The organism is Pedobacter vanadiisoli (genome assembly GCF_042684385.1).
Classification (GTDB): domain Bacteria; phylum Bacteroidota; class Bacteroidia; order Sphingobacteriales; family Sphingobacteriaceae; genus Pedobacter; species Pedobacter vanadiisoli.
Genome location: NZ_JBHULL010000001.1, coordinates 78,854 through 99,716 on the forward strand (window position 1 = coordinate 78,854; position 20,863 = coordinate 99,716).

At 40.5% G+C, this 20,863-nt stretch carries 12 protein-coding genes; 1 reads left to right on the forward strand and 11 read right to left on the reverse strand.

The features are described 5' to 3' along the window. Window positions 1-244 precede the first annotated feature (244 nt). Window positions 245-1,912 carry a GH39 family glycosyl hydrolase gene (locus ACFSR6_RS00325; protein ID WP_379073619.1) on the forward strand — a complete coding sequence of 556 codons (1,668 nt, stop codon included), beginning with the start codon at window positions 245-247 and terminating at the stop codon, window positions 1,910-1,912. Between the two features lie 430 nt (window positions 1,913-2,342). Here the strand turns inward: ACFSR6_RS00325 and ACFSR6_RS00330 are convergent, their stop codons facing one another. The 11 genes from ACFSR6_RS00330 to ACFSR6_RS00380 form a co-directional block, all read right to left on the reverse strand. Then, the gene (locus ACFSR6_RS00330; RefSeq protein WP_379073620.1) at window positions 2,343-3,596 is read right to left on the reverse strand and encodes a glycoside hydrolase family 28 protein; all 1,254 of its coding nucleotides are present in this window, start codon (window positions 3,594-3,596) and stop codon (window positions 2,343-2,345) included. A 143-nt stretch (window positions 3,597-3,739) separates the two neighbouring features. Further along, the gene (locus ACFSR6_RS00335) at window positions 3,740-4,753 is read right to left on the reverse strand and encodes a hypothetical protein (protein WP_379073621.1); all 1,014 of its coding nucleotides are present in this window, start codon (window positions 4,751-4,753) and stop codon (window positions 3,740-3,742) included. A 108-nt stretch (window positions 4,754-4,861) separates the two neighbouring features. Continuing rightward, window positions 4,862-7,633, reverse strand: coding sequence for a glycosyl hydrolase (locus ACFSR6_RS00340; protein ID WP_379073623.1), 2,772 nt, complete (start codon window positions 7,631-7,633; stop codon window positions 4,862-4,864). A 4-nt stretch (window positions 7,634-7,637) separates the two neighbouring features. Beyond that, complete coding sequence (gene rhaM / locus ACFSR6_RS00345; protein WP_379073625.1) at window positions 7,638-7,946, reverse strand: L-rhamnose mutarotase; 309 nt, start codon at window positions 7,944-7,946, stop codon at window positions 7,638-7,640. Between the two features lie 120 nt (window positions 7,947-8,066). After that, window positions 8,067-10,520, reverse strand: coding sequence for a glycoside hydrolase family 31 protein (locus ACFSR6_RS00350; protein ID WP_379073627.1), 2,454 nt, complete (start codon window positions 10,518-10,520; stop codon window positions 8,067-8,069). Window positions 10,521-10,607: 87 nt separating this feature from the next. Further along, window positions 10,608-11,735, reverse strand: a complete 1,128-nt coding sequence (locus tag ACFSR6_RS00355; RefSeq protein ID WP_379073629.1) for a glycoside hydrolase family 88/105 protein — start codon at window positions 11,733-11,735, stop codon at window positions 10,608-10,610. Between the two features lie 18 nt (window positions 11,736-11,753). Beyond that, window positions 11,754-14,657 (reverse strand): exo-beta-1,4-galactosidase, encoded by a 2,904-nt coding sequence (locus tag ACFSR6_RS00360; protein ID WP_379073631.1) that lies wholly within the window; start codon window positions 14,655-14,657, stop codon window positions 11,754-11,756. 93 nt (window positions 14,658-14,750) lie between these two features. Beyond that, window positions 14,751-15,545: a rhamnogalacturonan acetylesterase gene (locus tag ACFSR6_RS00365; RefSeq protein ID WP_379073633.1), complete on the reverse strand. Its 795-nt coding sequence runs from the start codon at window positions 15,543-15,545 to the stop codon at window positions 14,751-14,753. A gap of 170 nt (window positions 15,546-15,715) precedes the next feature. Continuing rightward, entirely contained in the window at window positions 15,716-16,486 is a 771-nt protein-coding gene (locus tag ACFSR6_RS00370) for a rhamnogalacturonan acetylesterase (protein ID WP_379073635.1), read from the reverse strand. Window positions 16,487-16,531: 45 nt separating this feature from the next. After that, window positions 16,532-18,304, reverse strand: coding sequence for a rhamnogalacturonan lyase (locus tag ACFSR6_RS00375; RefSeq protein WP_379073637.1), 1,773 nt, complete (start codon window positions 18,302-18,304; stop codon window positions 16,532-16,534). Window positions 18,305-18,437: 133 nt separating this feature from the next. Continuing rightward, window positions 18,438-20,846: a hypothetical protein gene (locus ACFSR6_RS00380; RefSeq protein ID WP_379073639.1), complete on the reverse strand. Its 2,409-nt coding sequence runs from the start codon at window positions 20,844-20,846 to the stop codon at window positions 18,438-18,440. Window positions 20,847-20,863: the final 17 nt, after the last annotated feature.

Genomic DNA, 20,863 nt, shown 5'->3' on the forward strand with positions numbered 1-20,863 from the left:
ACATTCCTTCACTTAAAATCTGAAAACAAGAAATTTAAGAAAATTTAGCTGCCAGGTTATTCCTTTATTTGTTCAAGCTTGATTGGAGATCTTAAGCAGAAGCATCAAGATTAACTTACCTACAAGAGAGTGACTGTTGATTATTTAAATTAGTTCGGGATAGCTTACCGAATATCATTTTTTTTCACTTATTTTAATGCAGGCCCTTACATTATGTCCAGGCAGAAATTATAAAACATATGATATGAACATCTTAAAAAACGTTTTCCTTTTACTTAGTTTATCTGTTTTTATCTATACTGCAAAGGCACAATCAAAAGCCAATATTGAGGTTAATTTCGACAAGGATATAGCGCCCATGAAACCAATATGGGCATGGTTTGGTTATGATGAACCAAATTATACCTATATGAAAGACGGCCAGAAACTGCTCACTGAAATTTCTAAATTAAGCCCGGTTCCGGTATATGTGCGGGCACATAATTTGCTCACTTCCGGAGACGGCACCCCTGCTTTAAAATGGGGATCCACTAATGCCTATACCGAAGATGCACAGGGTAACCCGGTTTATAACTGGAAGATTGTCGACCAGATTTTCGATACCTATGTTAAAAGAGGAATGAAACCTTTGGCGCAAATTGGTTTTATGCCCGAGGCATTGTCTACCAAACCTTTTCCTTACCAGCATAAATGGAAACCCGGGCTACGCTACGATGAAATTTTAACGGGTTGGGCCTACCCGCCAAAAGATTACAAAAAGTGGGGTAATTTGGTATATGAGTGGGTTAAACATTGTGTAGAACGTTATGGCAAGGCAGAGGTAGAAAGCTGGTACTGGGAAGTATGGAACGAGCCCGATGGTGCTTATTGGAAAGGTACACAAGCCGAATTCTTTAAACTGTACGATTACGCTGCCGATGGACTTAAAAGGGCTTTACCCACTGCCAAAATTGGGGGTGCCAACGTAACTGGTTGGGGTACCAGGTATTTAGATGCCTTTATTAAACATTGTTTAACAGATACCAATTATGTAACCGGTAAAATCGGGTCGCCTTTAGATGCCGTTTTGTTTCATGCTAAAGGGTCGCCACGGGTAGTTAACGGAACCGTAGTAATGAATGTAAGGGCACAGCTCCGCAATATTGACGGCAATTATAAAATCATCCGTAAATACCCCCAGCTTAAAAACATCCCTGTCATTATCGGCGAATCTGATCCTGAAGGTTGTGCTGCCTGTGGCATGAGTACCAATCCCGAAAATGCTTATCGCAACGGCACCATGTATTCGAGTTATACCGCAGCCTCTTTCGCCAGGCTTTATGAACTTACCGATCAATATCACATCAACCTGTTAGGGGCTGTTACCTGGTCGTTCGAATTTGAAAACCAGCCTTGGTTTGCCGGCTTTCGTGATTTAGCCACCAATGGTGTGGATAAACCTATTTTAAATGTATTCAGGATGTTTGGCCAGATGAAAGGGAACCGGGTTGAAGCGGTAAGCAACCGGATGTACAATTTAAATTCTATTTTGGATTCGAGCATTAGAAAACCGCACACAGATATAGGTGTTTTAGCTACTAAAGCTGATAAAACGGCCGCGGTTATGTTGTGGAATTACCACGATGAGGATAAAACAGGTTCAAAAGATCCCGTTTCCATCTCGTTAAATAAGCTACCTGCAAAAACAGTAACCATAAGTGAATACCGTATTGACACTGAAAACAGCAATTCTTATACGGAATGGAAAAAAATGGGTTCGCCACAAAACCCGGATGCAAAACAGATTGCAGCATTAGAAAAATCTGGCCAGCTTAAAATGATTGGCAAACCAAAAAAATTTAACACTGCAAACGGTGCTTTTGAAATGGAATTAGCCAGGCAAGGTGTGGCTCTATTGAAATTGGATTGGTAGCATCTTGCTTTTTTTGCCACAGAAACACTGAAAGCACGGAAATAAACAGTAGTTTTTCCGGTGACCTGTGTCACACAAAGCAACCTAAATATTAATTTTTAGTTTTGTGAGGACACAGATTGAGGATAGCAAATATTTTCACTTTAAGAGTTACAGGATGCAGGAACTCTTGTTCCTAAACCCAATTGCAATGTAAAGCCCGGAGCGCAACGAGGACTATAAGCGAAAGCGGGGCTGCAAACCGCCAAGAACCACTGAATACTCATTTCCTGATTCTATTTCAATCGGTGAGACACCTACCGATAGGATAATCAAACTCAGATTTATAGAAAGATCGTCATTGCGAGGAGGAACGACGAAGCAATCTTTCATGCTGGCAATCCTGGTCTAGTACTATGTGTCTCACCAACCACTTTTAGTTTCATCAAGATTAAGGTTTAACCACCAAAGGGGCTCCGTTTACCACTACGTTCTCAATTTTAACATCCTGGTACCTGTTTTTCAGAAATGGTGTTTTAGCTGTCACCTCCAGATCTTTAAAAAGAAAGCCTGATACTTTATCTTCAGGATTCCCATCCATTTCGCCAAATTTTGTTGCTTCTACTTTAATGTTGGTCATCTTAATGTTCCTGATCGTACCAAATGGCTTTGCGTTGCTGCCTCCAAGGTCGAAAAACTGCCTCCAGGGATTTATGTCGATAATTGCGCCACATTTCCCGGTAATGTTTTCTACCGTAATATTTTCATAAAGCTGCTCCGTATCTCCGCGCATTTTCATCCTTAAAATAGGGCAGTCATTATCTACCTTACAGTTGCGCATGGTAATATTGCGCGCATGAATACATTCGCTTCCCATGGTTAAAGCAGCATGCGATTCGCCAATGGTACAATTTTCAATTAAAACGTTTTCAACAATTCCGTTTTCTGGCAGTTTCTGTGCATCAGGTCCTTTGCCACCTTTAATGCAAATGGCATCATCATTCACCGAGATATAACAGTTTCTTATTGTAATTTCTTTACAAAAATCAATATCTATACCATCAGTACTTGGTGCTTTTACGGGCCGAAATGGCGAGCGGATATCGCAATCCTCAATTAATACATTATTGGATTGGTACAGGTGGGTTGTCCAGAATCCGGCATTACGCAATTTTACTCCTTTTATACTCACATTGTTGCATCCCCAGATAAAAAGTAACCGCGGACGGCTCACCTCCAGGTTTGTAGATTGCTTTCCTAATTTTTTAAGCGAATCGCGATGTGCCCAAAATGTTTTCCAGAATTTATGTCCATTTCCATCAATGGTACCTGGCCCCGAAATACTAAAACCATCTACTTTTGTTGCATTAATTAATGCCGCAAAGTATTTAAGGCCCCTCCCTTCCATACGCGATGGGATAAAAGGGTAATCTTGTATGTTATCAGAACCTTTAAGCACAGCACCTTCTTGCAACAACAGTTTCGTTTTAGGCTTAAAAAAGAGCGCTCCGGTTAAGTAAACACCTTTCGGTATTACAATGGTTCCTCCTCCTTTTTGGTAAGCCTTATCTATCACACTTTGAATCGCTTTGGTATTCAGCTTCGTGCTGTCGGTACCTACACCAAATTTTGTGATGGTATAATCTTGAGCCATGGCATTTATACCAATGGCGGTAAACAAAACGAGTATAATGAGTTTTTTCATGATAAAAAGCACATGTATTTGGTTAGCCAATTCTTACTGTGAACAATTGATCAACAAATATCAAAAAAGCTTTTTGAAACCGCATCCTGATGCATCCTGTTAAAAATTGGTTCATTAAACAACAATTTCCTGAAAACAATGCCTTATTTGCAATATTTAGCCAACAAGGAATCAGCCAGGTTGCTATTCAGTTCCTGTACTTTTTTCCAATCGCTACAGGCTCCGGAAAGGTTTCCAAGCATCTGTTTGCAGATACCTCTACGGTAAAGATTCTCTTTATCGTCTGGTCTATCTTTTAATGATAAATCATAATAATAAAGCGCTACCTCATAGTTTTTTTCTCCATAGGCTGCATTTGCTTTTTGTGTATTAAAAATGCTGGGTATAACTTCTTCAGAAGTGAAATATTTCTTTTCCTGATGCATCAACACATTAACTGGTTTCCCATTATGGGTAGCCGCTTCCCATTTATTTTGCGCTGCATAAAAAACCTTAGTATAGGCCTTGTCATAATTGGCATTAATGCCCTGAATAATCTTCAAACTATCTGCTTTACCGGAGGCATTTACAATAAATATAGCCTGTAAGGTTCCAGTTTTAACGTGTACATCCATTTTATTAAGTTCGTAAGAAATATAATTACTAAAATCTGCACCCTTAAATAATGCATATATTTTTTGGCTAGAATTATATACGGTATCAGTCCCATTAATTTTATAGATATCATCTGGATTAAGTGCAAGGCTGCGCTGCACTAATGGTTCTGGATAAAAAGTATACTGAATAGCCTTGGGACTTTCTAAAGAACCATTTGCATCAGAACTAACCAAAACCAACTTGGTTTTGGTTAGTTCCATTATCTTTAATGTATTAATAACAAAACCCACACTTGATTTTACTAATAGTTTATTTCCGCGAAGTTCAAAAAGCAATTCAGAACCTAAAGTATGATATACGGAAGAAAAATACATTTTGTCCGGCATTGAAAATGTGTATTTTACATAAGTATATTTCAGCACATTTTCATCCGGCAGGTCATCGCCACTAAGAAAATTCACCTTTCCAGCAACCCACGAGCCTGAAAGATCAGCCGATTTAATCTGTGCGCTGCACAATACGGAAACTAAACTAAGTATAAGGAAAATAAAGGAGCGCATAGGAGAATAATTTTGGTTTTGCGAATATAAACAAAAGCTTTCATCTATCTTATTAGACGAAAGCAACACCCAAGTTTACTTGTCGAAGACTGGTGTTATCAATAAAAATTAATTAAAAGCCGTAATGCTTACCGGGCCGATTAATCCCGAAGGCATTACATTCCAGCCCGAAGCGTCGAAATCTTTATAATTAATATTGACGAAATTGATTTCGTGGTAGTTACGCCACGGGATTTTTTTGATATCCATATCGCGAATATGGTTGGCCATCAAATTAACCACTTCAATTTTGACCGTATTATTCCCCGCTTTTAAGTATTTACCAATACGGGCCTGAAAAGGAATACTCCACAAAATACCAACTTCCTGGCCATTGATCCATACACGTGCACTCTCATCTACCTGATTTAAGTTTAAAACATATTCTTTGGCCGTTTTTGAGTCCAGGTTAAAACTTGAAGTATAAATGCCGGTACCGGAAAAGGCCTGTAGTTTAGGATCAGCCAAAGTAGTCCAGCTTACCAGTTTAGTTAAATGCTGATCTGCAGGCAATTCAGGTCCCCCCTCTGTAAAATTCAAATTCCAGGCCTGGTTAAGATTAATTGAACTGCCCGCTTTATTTAAATAAACCCAGGGTGCTTTGGCTGTTCCATTCTGCTCAACCTTTAAAAACAAACTCTCTCCTGATTTAAGCTGAACACGAACCTTTTTATCGCGTACTGCAGCTACTCCTACCTCCGAGCTTTGTGGATCCATAATCAAAACCTGTCCATCTTCATTTAAGGAAAGTCCGGTATCAATATCTTTGGCGGTGTGGTTAACCAGGTAATAGTATTTACCGGTATCTGTTTTCCTTCTGATAAACTGAAGGCCCGTATCGGTTAAGGTCTCTCTATTAATTCCTATCGAATTTAATGCTTTTTGTACATCATCAGCAAGCAATACAAGCCCCGTACCTATTTTAAATTGTTTAATGCCATCTGCCCCGCCTGTAAAAATCAATTTGGCCAAAGTAGCTTTTAGCTGCGTTCTTCGGGCTTCCAGGTTACTTAGGCCCGGAACATCCTGAGGTAATGCCTGAAAAATGATTTTTGCTCCATTACTGGCAAGTTTTATTATCTGATCCAGCGTTTCCGGACGCATCATTTCGCACTGCGGAACAATGAGTACCTGATATGGTGCAGCCGTTGCGCTGGTACTGATCTGCGCGTGGTTAACAGTTGATTGGTTCAATAACCGGTCTGATGCAAAGTCAAAGGAATAACCCGATTTAGAAAGCTCCTTTGACAATTTATAAAATGCAGTTGGGTGCAGCCACTCGTCAACATCGTGCACTTTTAAGGGCATATCCAAACCTTTTGCCTTGTTCCACACATCATATATCGGCCAATAGATTAAAAGTTCATTATCTGGTTTTCCTGATTGAAGAATAGACTGGCAACGTGCAATATAATTATTTAAGCCTTTTACATGAGGCCATAAACTGTTATTTGGATTCATTTCTACCGAAGCATAAAAAAGCCATCCCGGCCAGGTGACATTTGTTGGCGAATAGCTGGTACCATGATAAAAAATATGGTTTATTCCTGCCAAAAACAATTGCTCTGCTTCTGGTTTACATTGTGAAAAGGATGTTTTAAAATGTTCGGTTAACCAGGTAAACGTTTCGGAAGAAGCCAGTTTTTTGCCACCTGTATGTGCAGCAGAAGAGGCAAATTTACACATCACAGGATCGGGATCCACATTGCGGATATCAGCTGCATCACGCCTAAGTCCTGGGATTGGAAAGTAACTCGAACCAAAAGTTTCGGCTTCGGGAATATCTACCGCACCATAAAGATCGAGCAGATTACCTGGCGAACCGTGTGACTGGTTTTTAGTTACTGAGTGGAGACGGTGTGCCCAATTGGTCCAGTTTTGCGTAAAATTATGGAGCAAAAGCTCATCCATAGTTTCACGATAGTCTGATTTTAAACGGGCTATATTTTTGTTTGTAGAATCTTTGCCGGTTAATTCTCTGATGTGTGCTGCCAGATCATAGCCCCTGTTTTTCTTAAATTCCTGCAGGAAAGTTAGTGTCCAGGTAGCACCATACACTTCATAACTATCGTTAAAAAAAGACCGAATGCCCTGGGGCTTGCCTCCAAAAGCATCTGAAAATCTTTTGAGGTAAACATCAACTGCATCTTTATCGAGATGATCCAAAGTAAATCCTTCACCCCCTGGCGCTGCACGTTTAACCATTTGCCTTGTTTTACCTGCAAAAGTTGCATAAATATCCCAGCTGCCACTGCCGGGCGTCCAATTTAAAGATCCGTCAGCCTGAACCTTTGAAAACAGATCAAGTACCTCACCGTTGGTACCATAAGCGGTTAAAGCCTGTAACTGTGCAAAATCCTGTTTGGCTTCCTTAACCTTAATGGTTTCATTTAACCCTTCACCAGCCTTGAGTGTATATTGCTGGGTAATTAGCTTAGTTGCTGCATTTTCGGGTTTAATCTGCGGTCCGCCGAATGGCCAGCCTGTACCGGTATTCATATCAACCCCCAAGCCTAAAGTATTGGCTTTATCTACTGTATAATGCAATATATTCATCCACTCTGGCGATAAAAACTTCAAATATTGCTTTTCAAAGCCTTTGGCTCCATAAATAGGGGTAATTTCTACCCCGCCAAGGCCTGCATCGGCATATTTCTTTAAAACCAGGTTCAAATTCTGTTCGTCTACGGCATTTCCCATCCACCACCAGCGTGTCCAAGGTTTCATTTGCTTTTCGATAATGGGCCAGCTGCCAGTATTTTTCACGGGCTTTTGTGCTTTAGCCAAACTAAAAGTTAATGTGCTTAACAGCAGAACGGAACAGAATCGTTGTAAATACATAAGTTTAATCTAAATGGAATACCATTTCTAAGGGGAAAGTTTTTGGAGAATTATCGGCATTGGTTTCCATAATATCTGCCATATAAGCCCACCATTCCTGTACAATCAGGGTGCTGCCCAAATCTTGAGAGGAGCTTCCGTTTTGTTGCTGCACGGCGAAAAGTATATTGGTTTCTTCATCAAAAAAAATAGAGTAATCGCTAATCCCATTTTCTTTTAACAAATCGGATAATTTTGGCCAGATCTCATCATGGCGTTTTTTATATTCCGCTTTGAAGCCGGGCTTAAGTTTCATCTTAAATGCAATTTTCATATTCTCAATTTATTATTTTAAGGGATTTTAACCCTTTATTATTGTCATTCTGAACGCAGTGCAGAATCTTTCTTCTTCCATGGTCCGTGTCCCCACGATCCACTTGTAATCAAGTTGTTGTCAATTCACCACAAAACTCAAATCAGCACCATTGTCGCCGGCAGATTTAATCCAAAGTAGCTTATTTTTTATATCATACCACCAACCTTCGGTTTTATCCAATTGATCTAACGTCTTTAAAAGCTTTAATTTAATCCCATTTTCTGAAACGACATTAGGATTTATCTTTCCTGTCCAATGTATTTTAGCCAGGTATTTATGTTTAGTTGGTTTAAAACTACCTGTTGGTTTAGCCACATTCAAGGTAAGATTGGCAGCTGTTAATGACGAAGTAATCTTAGTTAATACAAAGTTTCCTGTTTTGTAGACATCGCTTAAATTATCATCTTCATACATTTCATAACTGGATGTCCCGTAAGGAAAAACGTCCAAAGTAATCACGTCTACTGGTTTTTCGCCACTATAGGTCATTTCTGGCTGCATTGGAATAATACCCCCTGCCTTAACAAATAAGGGAATAGTATCTAAAGGTGCTACCACATGGTGATAACTTTTACCTTCGTATTTTTGATTTGTCCAATAATTAAACCAGGTACCTTCCGGTAGGTAAACAGAGCGTGTAATGGCACCCTTAGTGGTAACGGGAGCAACCATTAAATGATCGCCAAGCAGGTACTGATCGCCAATTTCATATACATTTTCGTCATCCTGGTAATTAAGTACCAAAGCCCTCATTATCGGCAAACCTGTTTCGTATTGCTGATACATGCTGGTGTAAAGGTAAGGGAACAAACGATAGCGAAGCAGATCATATTTTTTGAAATTGCGCAAAGCATCTTCACCATATTTCCAGGGTTCTTTATAACCTGGATGATCCATTCCAAAAACAAGGGCAATAGGGCTGAACATCCCAAACTGCACCCAGCGGATATACAATTCCGGGTCGGCCTGATGTTCAAAACCTCCCATACAATGTGCCCAGGAACCTACGCCTGAAATGCCTACATTTAACCCAGCCCTGATTACCGGAGCGAAATACTGCCACTCACTTGGCCAATCGCCGGCAAAAATATACGGATAACGCTGAATGCCTGCATACCCCTCGCGGGTTTGATTTAATCCCCTGAAGCCGTTAAACTTTTCGAATTCCACAAATGGTGCCCTGGCGTAAGCTATTGGGAAAAGATTATGTAAACGTTCGGCATCTTTTCCTGTCGGACCAACTTTATCACTCTCATTGGCTAAAGATCCGAAGGCGCTGCCCTCATCGGTTTTTAAGAATTTTGCCCCCAATTTGGCTACCCGCATTACTCCATTATCCCACCACCATTGCGTAGCCTTTTCATCAAAAAAGTTTACAAACTCACCGGGTTTACCATTTTCTGGATAGGTGTAACCTTTTTCCCTTGCCTGGTCCAATAAGTTCAATTTTTTAGCATTATCAAACCGCGGACGAAGGTGCAGCCCAACCATTTTATAATTCATAGCATAAAGGCTGTCGAACATTGATTTTGGATCTTTAAAGGTTTCTCTCCACTCGAAAGAGGTTGCGCCTTTACCCCCATTTTCGCCAAATAAGCGCCAGGTAGAATCCAGCCACAGCAAATCAACAGGAATGCCCAGTGATCTATATTTTTTTGCCAGCTCAACCACATAATGATCTGAAGTTTTTGCCTCGTGCCCCCATGTACCACCGCTATATGTACCGGCATGCAAACCTAAAGCAAACTGGGGTAACATAGGGGTTTTACCGGTTATGCTGGTATAGTGATCTAAAATAGCCGGAAAAGTTGGTCCATACATGAAATAGTAATCCAACTCCCCATCAGCAGCTTTAAAACTGTACTGATCTTTCTTGGAAGCACCCATATCCCATTCTGTGGCAAAAGAGTTATGCAGGAAAATACCATAACCTTTTGTACTCATAAAAAATGGAACCGGACAATAATTGGCTTCCAATATATTATAAGCACCAATGGCATGTGGCAGCCCTTTACCACGGCCAACATTTAAAGTTACTTTTTTAAAACGGCGGTCCATAAAATCCATGCGTTCTCCGAAACCAAAGAAATGCTCATCGGCCTGCAGGTTTTTAGTTACCCCTACCTGGTTATTTTCCTTAACTACGGCACCATTTACTTCACTGCTCAGCAATTTACCTTTGGCATCGAAAACATCAATCTTAAAAGGAACCTTGTGCAGTTTTAGTGTTATTTTAGTTGTGGAGAGCAAAAAATGATCTTTTTTATCTAAAACTTTAACTGCAACATCAGCCCAGTTATAATTAATCACCATGAGGTTTTCGTTGGCTTCGAATTTTCCGCTCCAGCTGCTTCTGATCCTGATGATTTCTGGTGTGCAGAATTCTAATTTTACTGCTCCTCTTGTAGTTAAAAATGAAATGATGTTACCCGTTTTTTTAAACCCGGATTTATAATCGCCAATGCTTTGTGCCCTGGCAATGGCAAACGTAAAAATTAAGGAAAGAGCAAAAGCTAAAAGTTTCTTCATCATATTTATCGTATTTCCAATTGGTTGATTACCAAACCCGGATCGAGTATGCAAATTTTCACAACCAACTTCCCGTATAAATTCATTAAATTATTTTTTAAGCTTATAAACCTCCGTTCCGGCCAAAAGGAAGCAACCCAAACCATAATCCTCAAAATCAGGTACACTGGTATAACTTACAGGCTGCCCGTCTTTTGGTTCTTTACCTGTTCCCTGCATAAAACCGATAAAACCATTTTTTTGAACGGCATCTTTTGTCATGGCATTCCATGCTTTGGTAATGACAGGCAGATAAGTAGCCTTATCTAAAATACCTTGATTTACCCCCCAGGCCAGGCCGTACACAAACAGGGCAGTACCCGAAGTTTCCTTACCGCCATAATGTGTGGCATCGTGTAAGCTCACGTTCCAAAAACCATCTGCACGTTGAACAGGAACTAATGCTTTGATCATCTCCAGGTAGGTTTTTAAATACTCGTTCCGGTGAGCTTCATTTTCAGGGATAATTTCCAATACACGCACCAGGGCAGCCACAACCCATCCATTCCCCCTTGCCCAGTAACAATCTTCGCCATTGGGCTCTTTGTAAGGCGGTACAAAATCTTTATCGCGCCACCAAAGGCCATCTTTGGCATTGTACAGGCCACCACCTTCAATGTTTTTGGTGTGCATATACATTTTGTACATATAATTATAATAAGTAGTATCGTTATACAATTTACCCAATTTGGCAAAAACGGGCATACCCATTTGTATGGCATCGATCCAGGTCCAATCATTTACCTTGCCCGATTTAATGACCAAATCAATAGAGGCTTTAATATCTTTAATGCGCTCGGGTTGCTTATCAATCAGGTAAAGATCAATGTAAGTTTGCCCACAGGCCTGGTCGTCGGCATTTTTTGTAGCAATGCCATTTCTTAAACCCCAGTTATGTTTTTGCCCCCATTGAACAGCATAATCGTAGTATGCCTTTTCAGGGGCAATTTTATAAAGATTCATTAATCCCTCGTAATACACGGCCCTTGTCCAGATGTTGCTCGGCCTCTCCTTGTTGGTTATAATCGATTTTCCCGCATCAGGCCATTTATTCATGAAGTAAGCATTGGTAGCTTTTAACACTTTTAAAACCTCCTTTTTATTCGGGATTTTCTGTGCAAAAAGCAGCTGAACTGATATACTTAACAGTATAAAGGAGATAAATATAAATTTCTTCATGGTAATCGCTTATCTTGATTAATTGGTTTTGGATTTTGGTTTCAACTCATCCGGACTATCTTTGGTAAAGGTATCGAACTGAATTTTCGACGGACTTTCGAAAATATCTTTTACAGTGTTAAAAGCTACTTCGTATTTTGGATTAAACCCGTCAGACATCATGTACTGCTGCAAACTGAAATAGAGCTGTTGTGCTGCAGGCATGTCTTTTAAATCGGGCGAGAGATTGGCACTCGAGACAATCAGCTTTCCTTTACCTACTTTCGCCTCAAAAACCAATGCCAAACGACGGTTCAGAAACCAGGTATCGATTGGCTGAACAATTGGTTTAAATCCCGAAGGAAAATCTTCAAGGTTCATAACCTGCGCTTTGTTTACGATTTCCCACCATTGCATATCGCTATGGAAATCAGTAGGAAAACTTTTAAAAGCAGCTTGTTTTGGGTCGCATAAAATACCCAAAGTATGAGGCGGGCGCATTTTAAACCATGAGGTATTCCAAAAAACAGGCAGAAAAGTTTGCACCACTTCTTTCCCTTTTACCACTTTGCCTGCTGCATTGAGAAAAACATTCCCTCCCTCGGCCAAAACGGCCTGCGCTTTGTCATCTAAACTGGTACAGTAATATACATTGCTTTTAACCTGTGGCAGTTGTGCCGGATAAACCCAGAAATTCCAATCGTTGGCAAATTCAGTTCCCTCAATGGCAACCTCTAATTTCAATTTGGTGGCACTGATGATTGTATTTAAAGCATACTTAATCTCTCCGATGGCAATACAATTAGTAATATTAAGGGTTTTTGGGCTAAAATTACCTTTTGCCACATTTGCTCCACTTTCATCTTTGAGCGTCCAGGAGAGTTTTGCATTTTCAATGGGCACTTTACCAAAATGTGCCACTTCTACCGCAGCTTCAAGGGTTTCAGCATTGGTAAATACAAATTTCGAAACTTTTAAAAGAGGCACAGTGCTGTTAGAAAAGCGTTTAAATTCTTTAGCGGTAATATAACCTTTTTCATCCCAGAAGGCATCTAAAACGCCAACAAGTGCCGTTCCTTGCCCAGGGTAGTCATTTAACGATAATAACTGATAACCATTATAGTTAGGTGTACGTAATGCCTTTTCAATTTCATTTTTATAACAAAGGGCCTGTAATTTTCCTGAAGCCATTAAAAAATCGTGACCCTGATCGGCCATATCGTGGTCTTTAAGATCTTCCTGAAACATCTCGAAATTTTTTGCACGATAAACCCCCGTATATTTTTTTATTTCATCAAAATTAGGGAAGACACAATACTGCCCCATTTCGTGCGCCACAAATGGGACCGTAAACTGTTCAATTTGTTTGGCATAAGTAGAAATACTTTCAGGTTTTTTGCCCCAATCAAGCCCCCTGGCGCCTGCACGTACCATAAATTCGTTGTTTGGAATAACTGGCCAGCTGCCTCCAACAGATGCTCCGGTGTACAGTCTTCTAGAATCTTTTGCTTTCCAGTACTTGTTAAATTTAGTAAGGTATTCTACCTGTCTCCCACGTGGTTCGTTTCCATAGGCCATCATGCAAAATGATGCATAATTGCCATAGTTTTTGGTCATGCGGTTGGTTTCATCGTAAATAAACTGATCAATGGGCTTTCCATCTCCGATAGAAGAACCATGATTGGCCCAGCTCGGGCCCTCCGGCTGCAGGTAAAAACCTACCTGATCTGCTGCAATAAAAGCGGCTTCAGGTGGGCACCAGGAGTGAAAACGCATGTGGTTTAAGCCATAAGCCTTTGCAATTTTAAAAATGCGGATCCAGGCCTCAACATCCATTGATGGATAGCCGGTTAACGGGAATTCGCAATTGTTTACCGTACCCCGTAAAAAAACCGGACGGCCATTAATTTCAAAAGTTCTGCCCACAGCTTTAAATTCGCGCATACCGAACTGTACCTTTTTCTCGTCTTTTTGGCCATCTTTAGATAATAAAACAGCTGTTAAACGGTACAAAGCCGGATCGAATTCATCCCAGGTGGCAATTTTTTTGCCCAATGGCAAGTCGACTTCCAAAATATCGTTTCCATTTGTAATCTGGTAAGCCACCGTTACAGATTTAACCTGGAGTATATTTTTGGTATTAAAAGTGGTAGCACTAAGCGTAACTTTCCCATTAGAAGATTGATCAGCACTGGCTTTAAGCTGAATCTTAACTTTGGCAGATTTATTTTTTAAATCGGGATAAACCTGGATATCTTCAAAATATACAGGCGAACCGGCTATCAGCTCCATTTTGCCTACCACACCATTCCAGTTTCCCTGTGTATGATCGGTTAAACTATGCGAATCCTGCCCCACATTAATCGCTTTGATGCGATTGTCAATCAATAAAGTAATAGTATGTTTTCCTGCCTTTAAATTTGCTGGCAGCTCGAAATTTTGGGACACTACAAAGGTATACCGGGTTCCGATTTCGACATCATCTATCCATGCCCTTGTTTCTGAATGGGGGTATTCCAAAGATAATACCAGCCTTTTACCCCGCCAATTGGCAGGGATTTCGATATCTTTCTGATACCATGCCACCCCGGTATAATGTTTGGCAGGGGTTAACCAGAAAGGTATTTTTAAGTTACCCGGCTTGCGGTACTTTTCTAAACGCGGGTGAAAAAAGTAAGAACTATCGTAAATGCTTCCGGTCCATTTTGTTTTGAGGGTAATATCATCACCCTTTAAATTTTCGGCCATCGAGCCCGGCAAATTAACAGATTCGGGAAGCACAGTTGAATACCATTTCCCTTTTATTCCTTCATCTTTTGCATCAATTTTAAAACGCCATTTGCCAGCAAGCGAGATGCTCTGGGCATGTATTTGTGTAATGATTAAAAGTACAAAAGCAATGCCTATCAGCACCTTGAAAACCCGTTTAACTTGTATCTGCATAAAATTGGACGGTTTATTACCGTTTGTATTTGGTTAGGGCTGTTAAAATAAGAGAATATTACCAGTAAGGCATCCTGTAGTATCCTGCTTGGATTATTTTAAGTAGTTATTCAGTTTATTGTTTTTTAATTTCCTTAGGCCCTCTGCAACTGCGGCTGCATTTAACTTTGCTCCCGCTTCGTTGGTATGGGTATGGTCTTTCTCTGTAAAAAAAGTTTTCACCTCGGCAGCACTTAGCGCACCATATTTATCCTTAATGATTTGGTTCAATGGAATAAAATCGACTTTTTCGGCCTTTGCAACTTCTGCTGCCCAGCCGGCGTAACTGTCGTTGGCTAAAACTACGGCATCATCTTTAACCGGATTGCGTGGAACAGGTGAACATACAATGGCTGTAGCACCTTTAGCCTTAATGTCGTTAATGAATTTGCGCAGGTACCAGCCATATGTATAAACCACTTCCTGCTTTTTTTTAATCGGGTTATAAATTTCTTTACTTTCCTTACCAATTCCTTTTATGGTGCCGCGTGCACGTGCAGTATCATCTAAAGGGCTGCTATCGTTATGGCCAAACTGCATCATTACGAAGTCGCCTTTTTTTACTTTAGCCAAAACGGCATCCCACAGGCCATTCGTCTGGAAAGTACGACTGCTGGTACCGCCAAGGGCATCGTTTTCTACATTGATTTTTTCGCTGTTGAATAAATCACCGATGAAACTCCCCCAGCCCCATAAAGCGCCATCACCTTTGCCTTTTCCATTTTTAACGGTAGAATCGCCAATGAGAAATAATGTGGGTTTATCTTGCTGTTTAAAGATGATGCAGGAAGAAAATATGATGAATGCACCAATAAGGGCTAAGCTGAGGTATTTTTTAGTTGATTTCATTTTTATTGGAATGATTATACAGGTTAATTTTAGGTAGTTGTCTTAAAAAAGTAGCCATTTCAACTAAAACGCAATGAAATCGAGAAATCTTTATTGAAAATCTAAAGATTTCTCCACTACGGGTAGAAATCGCGACTTCGTTAGTTGCGTCGGTCTTTAAGCTTTAGTATTTAGTCTTTCAGGTACATTTTCAAATTACAGCCTTTTAATTCTTTAATCCCTTCTACTACCGATTGGGCATTAACTTTTGCACCTTCCAGGTTGGTATGCGTATGGTCGACAGGAAAATAGAGTTTTACTTTATCGGGTCCTAATGCATCATATTTATCTGCCGTAATTTTATTCAGGTCTACGAAATAGGCATTTTCTTCTTTTGCAACTTCTGCCGCCCATTTTCCAAAATCGTTATTGGCGCGCACCACTTTACCTTCTTTAAAAATGTTCCTTGGAATCATCGAAAGTACAATCGGTGTAGCGCCCTTTGCTTTAGTTTCGCGCACAAATTTGCGGATATACCAACCATAGGTGTGTACGGTTTCTACCTTTCCATCTGGCCAGGTTAATACTTTAGTTTCTTCTCCTGTTCCTTTTAAAACTCCTCTTCTACCGGCTTTTGTGGTATCGGGAACGCTACCATCGTTATGTCCGAACTGCATGGTTACAAAATCGCCTGGTTTTAACGTCTCCAAAACCTTATCCCACCTGCCTTCTGATAAAAAGGTACGGGTACTTCTTCCAGCCATTGCATTGTTTTCAATGTGGATTTTAGTGGTATCGAAAAGTGCGGCTATGGGAGTACCCCAGCCCCAGGTTTCCTTATTAGAATTGCGAACAGTAGAATCGCCAATGGTATGCAGGGCAGGTTTTTGTTGTGTAACGAAAGAGAGGGAGGCAAAACACAGAAAGATCAGGGTTGGTATAATATTATATTTTTTATTCATCACGTATTAAAATTAGGAATGGTGCTTAATTATAAATTAGTCAGGTTATTTTTTGGGTTCTATAAGTACAATATTAGGTTTAGGTGCTTTCTTCATGCCAAAACCGAAGTAGAAACCAGTATGCGGCGGTTGGTTGTAGCCATCATTTTGCCAGGCGATACTTAAACGGTACTGCGGGTCGTGCATTAAAGTATAATTGCGGTGTTCTGTAGGTATCGTTGTGGTATAAATGCGTAAACTTTGGTTATCATACGATCTTAAGATCAGCTCTTCGCGCCAATCGCCAAAAATATCGGCACTTAATGCCGGTGTAGATTTGGTTCCATTGTTGGAAACAGCTCCATCAGCCGTAAAAAGCCTGCCGCCGTTGTATTTGTCGATATGGTTTGCATCTAAAAGTTCTCTTGATAAATCGCCATCCCAATAAATTACGAAATTGGTCGATCTTGGCTGATCTCCTATCCTGTTGCCTTTAATATCGTATAAGCCATTCGAGCCCGACCACCACATCTGAGCACCATAACGTGTATTATCAATATTATCGGCTACTCCTCTGCCCACATCCTCATCAGGCGATCCTTTCCATAATATTTCGCCGGTTTTGGCGTCATAAACGGCCACACCAGGGCCTTTTGTACCTTCTTCTATCTCGTGTATGCCAAAAACTTCCAATCCGGGATGCTCCGGATCGAGATCTGAAACGTGAATGGCATCACCGTGCCTCAATCCTGTAGTGTATAATCCCTTTCCGTTATCATCTACGCACATCGAACCGTAAATAATCTCATCCTTTCCATCGCCATCAACATCGGCCACAGTGAGATTATGGTTGCCTTGTCCCGAAAATGGGTTTTTAGCATCTTTGCTATCAAACACCCACCGGGAAGTTAATTTGCCATTGCGCCAGTCCCAGGCTGCTAAAACCGTTCTGCCATAATAGCCCCTGCACATCACCACGCTTGGATGAATACCATCCAAATAAGCCACACAGGCATTAAACCGATCTGCACGGTTACCCGTATTATCGTTTTTGCCATTGCCACCTTTGCCACCCCAGGCACCAACATTGCCACGGGCGGGAATATAATCGGTAGTAGCCAGTGCCTCGCCTGTTTTACCGCTAAATACAGTCAAAAATTCGGGGCCATCCAATATTTTACCATTAGCGTTACGCCAATCTTTAGTCGCATCGCCAATTACTTTTCCTTTGCCGTCTACCGTTCCATCGGCAGTTTTACATACCATTTCAGCAATGCCGTCGCCATCCAGGTCATACACCATAAATTGCGTGTAATGGGCTCCTTCACGGATGTTTTTTCCTAAGTTAATCTCCCATAAAAAAGTTCCATCTAACTTATAGGCCTGAAAAATAGGCGGATCAGTAGGACCATTTGATGAATTATCACGAGACCGTCCTGTTTGGTGCAATACAATTTCATATTCACCATCTCCGTCCAAATCGCCTACAGAAGCATCATTGGGCGAATAACCTTCGGGTGTTCTCAAAGGAATGGTTAAATACTGCCGAACAGGCGCTTTGGCTATTAAGGTAAAAGCTTTGCTGGCTTCGAGCTCATGTCCTTTTAAAACGGGTTTTACAAAATAGCTGTTTGGAAGGTCGAATTTAACCCCTACATCTACAAAGTTGGTGCTCCTGATAATAGGATCGTGGTTAAGTTTAACCGCAGGGTTATTGCCTGTTTTTCGGTACAAATTAAAAGCGATATCATCGGCATCGGTACCGAACATTCGCCAGCCTACATAAACAGAATCACTATTCTGCCGTATCGCAATTACACCACGATCAAGTTTTTCCATTTGGCGCTGGGCGAAAAGCGGTACGGTGCAGCATAGACCGATAAAGAAAAAGGAAAATTTTATGGTTTTGATCATCATGGCTGATGTACAAGCTTAATTAAAAAATATAATCGATTCATGGTTAATCAACAGGTTATTGAACTTTATAGGCTGTTTTGGCCGATACAGCCACTCCTTTATCGGTAATTCCGTCGGTTTTGATCAAAATATCGGCCTTATTATCTCCATTGAAATAAGTGATTGTTGCTTCGCCATTTTCGTTGGTTTTTACAGATGGCGACCAGAAAATGGTGGTGCGCAAATCTTTATTTGGTGTTGCCGGGTGACTGTAATTTGGCGAATAAAAAGTCCTTGCGGCATAATAACCATTTAAATTGAGGTTAAGCAAATCTAAATTTGGTCCGCGCAGAGCTTCATCTTTCAAATTAAGACTGATCAGGTATACATCTTTCCCGCTGCTGTTTAACAGGTGCTGAATTTTAACCTGATTGATCTGATCCATCGTTAAACTGTAATAATCCAAACGCTGGGTAAAAAGCTCCTCTCTGTTATTTACTTTTATTACCGGCCTCACTTTTTTTCCATTGGCAATGAAAGTAACTCCTTCATTGCCCAAGGTATCATTTTCTTCTGCCGGATAGCTTCCCTTAGCCTTGGTTAAAAGAAAATGTTCCAATCCTTTATACGAATAATCGGCTGCTGTAATGTTAAAAACCTGCTCCGGGTAACCGAATGAGGTAAGAACATCCTGAAACAACGTTACCTTGTTGTTTTGAGCGGCTTTAATTTCAATGTCTTTAAGGCTGATCGAATCGCCAAACTTGTAGGTCCGGTTATAATCCATACGCTTTTTAACTTCTATGTTCAGGGCATTCGGAATTACAGATGATATTGTTTGTAGCGGAGCCAGATTTAAAGGTTTAATCAGTGTATCGATCTGCAACCAGCCGCCTTTTTTTCCCTTGTCATCTTTTGAAGAAATTTTTACCATTTGATTGCCGTACCAGCTGAGTCCATCAAAAAAATACCGCCCATTCTGATCCGTTTTCGTAGTAAATATTTTATTACCTGTAAAGTTGGTGCCAAAGAGGGTGATATTCATATTCGGAATCGGTTTATCGGCCAGTTTTTCTCTTACCAACCCTTTTATCGTAATACCTGGCTCAGGCAAGTAGCTTATTTTAATGGCAGAATCGGCCAGTTTTTTCCAGATATAATCTCTCCAGCCCTGGGTAAGCAACAATAAATCGAGCTGTTTTAACCGCGATGGATTTTTAACATCGAAATATTGTGCGGCATTTTTAATTTCTCCTTTTACTTCCGATTGCAGCATTAAATATGAAACAATATCATTTCCATCATCCGGAACAAGCCCGTCAACAGCAGCGAATGAAAATGCGGCTTTAACAGGTTTCCCGAGAGAATTGGTTGCCTTTACCTTTATCACCGCTTGTTCCCGTGGTTTATAAATGCGTTTCCCTGGAATAATCGTAAAATCGACTTGATTGTTGTCCTGTATAAATATCAGGCGTTCGCAATTTGGCCTGTTCGCATCATCAAACAAGGTAATACCCGAAATACCTTTAGGAAAATCTTTAGTTGGGATAGATACCGAAACAGTAGCTTTACTCAATTTGATCGATCCAGTATAAATATTATCACCAGCATGTTTAATCACCACCGAAATGTTTTTATCTTTCAATTCGTTAAACATCATTTCATTGGCACTAATGGTTGCCCTGATCGTTACAGAATCAGTAGTAACATGTAACGACAATCCTTTTTTAAGGATTACAGGTAATTCAGAGGAGAATTTTTCTTTGCCATAAAATCCTTCAACCCTATATTTTTCGCTGGCCCTGGGTGTGAAGGCAAAAATACCTATGCCGGCTTCTGTACTTTGGAAAGTGGTTACGGTATCACCACGAGCTGAAATCACACTGCCTGTAGCTTTAACACCGTTTCCGGCATCATCGTTGGTTTTAAAGGCAACAATACCGGTTAAGCCTTCAACCAAAGCCCCTCCTTCCGGGAAAAAAGCAATCGATTTTTTCGAGTTTGAAGCATCAGACGGATTACCTGTAGGTAAAGCTGCACTTTCGACCCTGTTATTGCTGATATAAACCCGTTTCTGAAATACAAAATCATCGCCAAAATTCAGCATCCAATTGGTATATGCCCTAATGCCGTACCAGCCCGAAGGGATGGAGTCTTTTAATTTAAAATCGCCCTTACCCAGCCCGCCATCTAACCTGATCATTTTCCGGTCCAATACTTCTGATTGAGGTGAAAGTAATTCAACATATAAATTATTACTGGTTGAAGTTAAACTGCTGCTTTTTCCGTTTACCAGGTAAGCGCTAAACCAAATATCTTCGCCGGTGCTATAATAACTACGGTCTACCTGCAAATATGATTTCTCGAAAAAAAGTTTAACCGTTTGTTTATCAGCGCCAGCAGGTATAGTTTTTTGCTGTGCCCAAGCACAAAATACCATCACGAAGTTTGAGAGGCTGAATAAAATATATTTTTTAGGATTCATATGTATAGTTAATCATG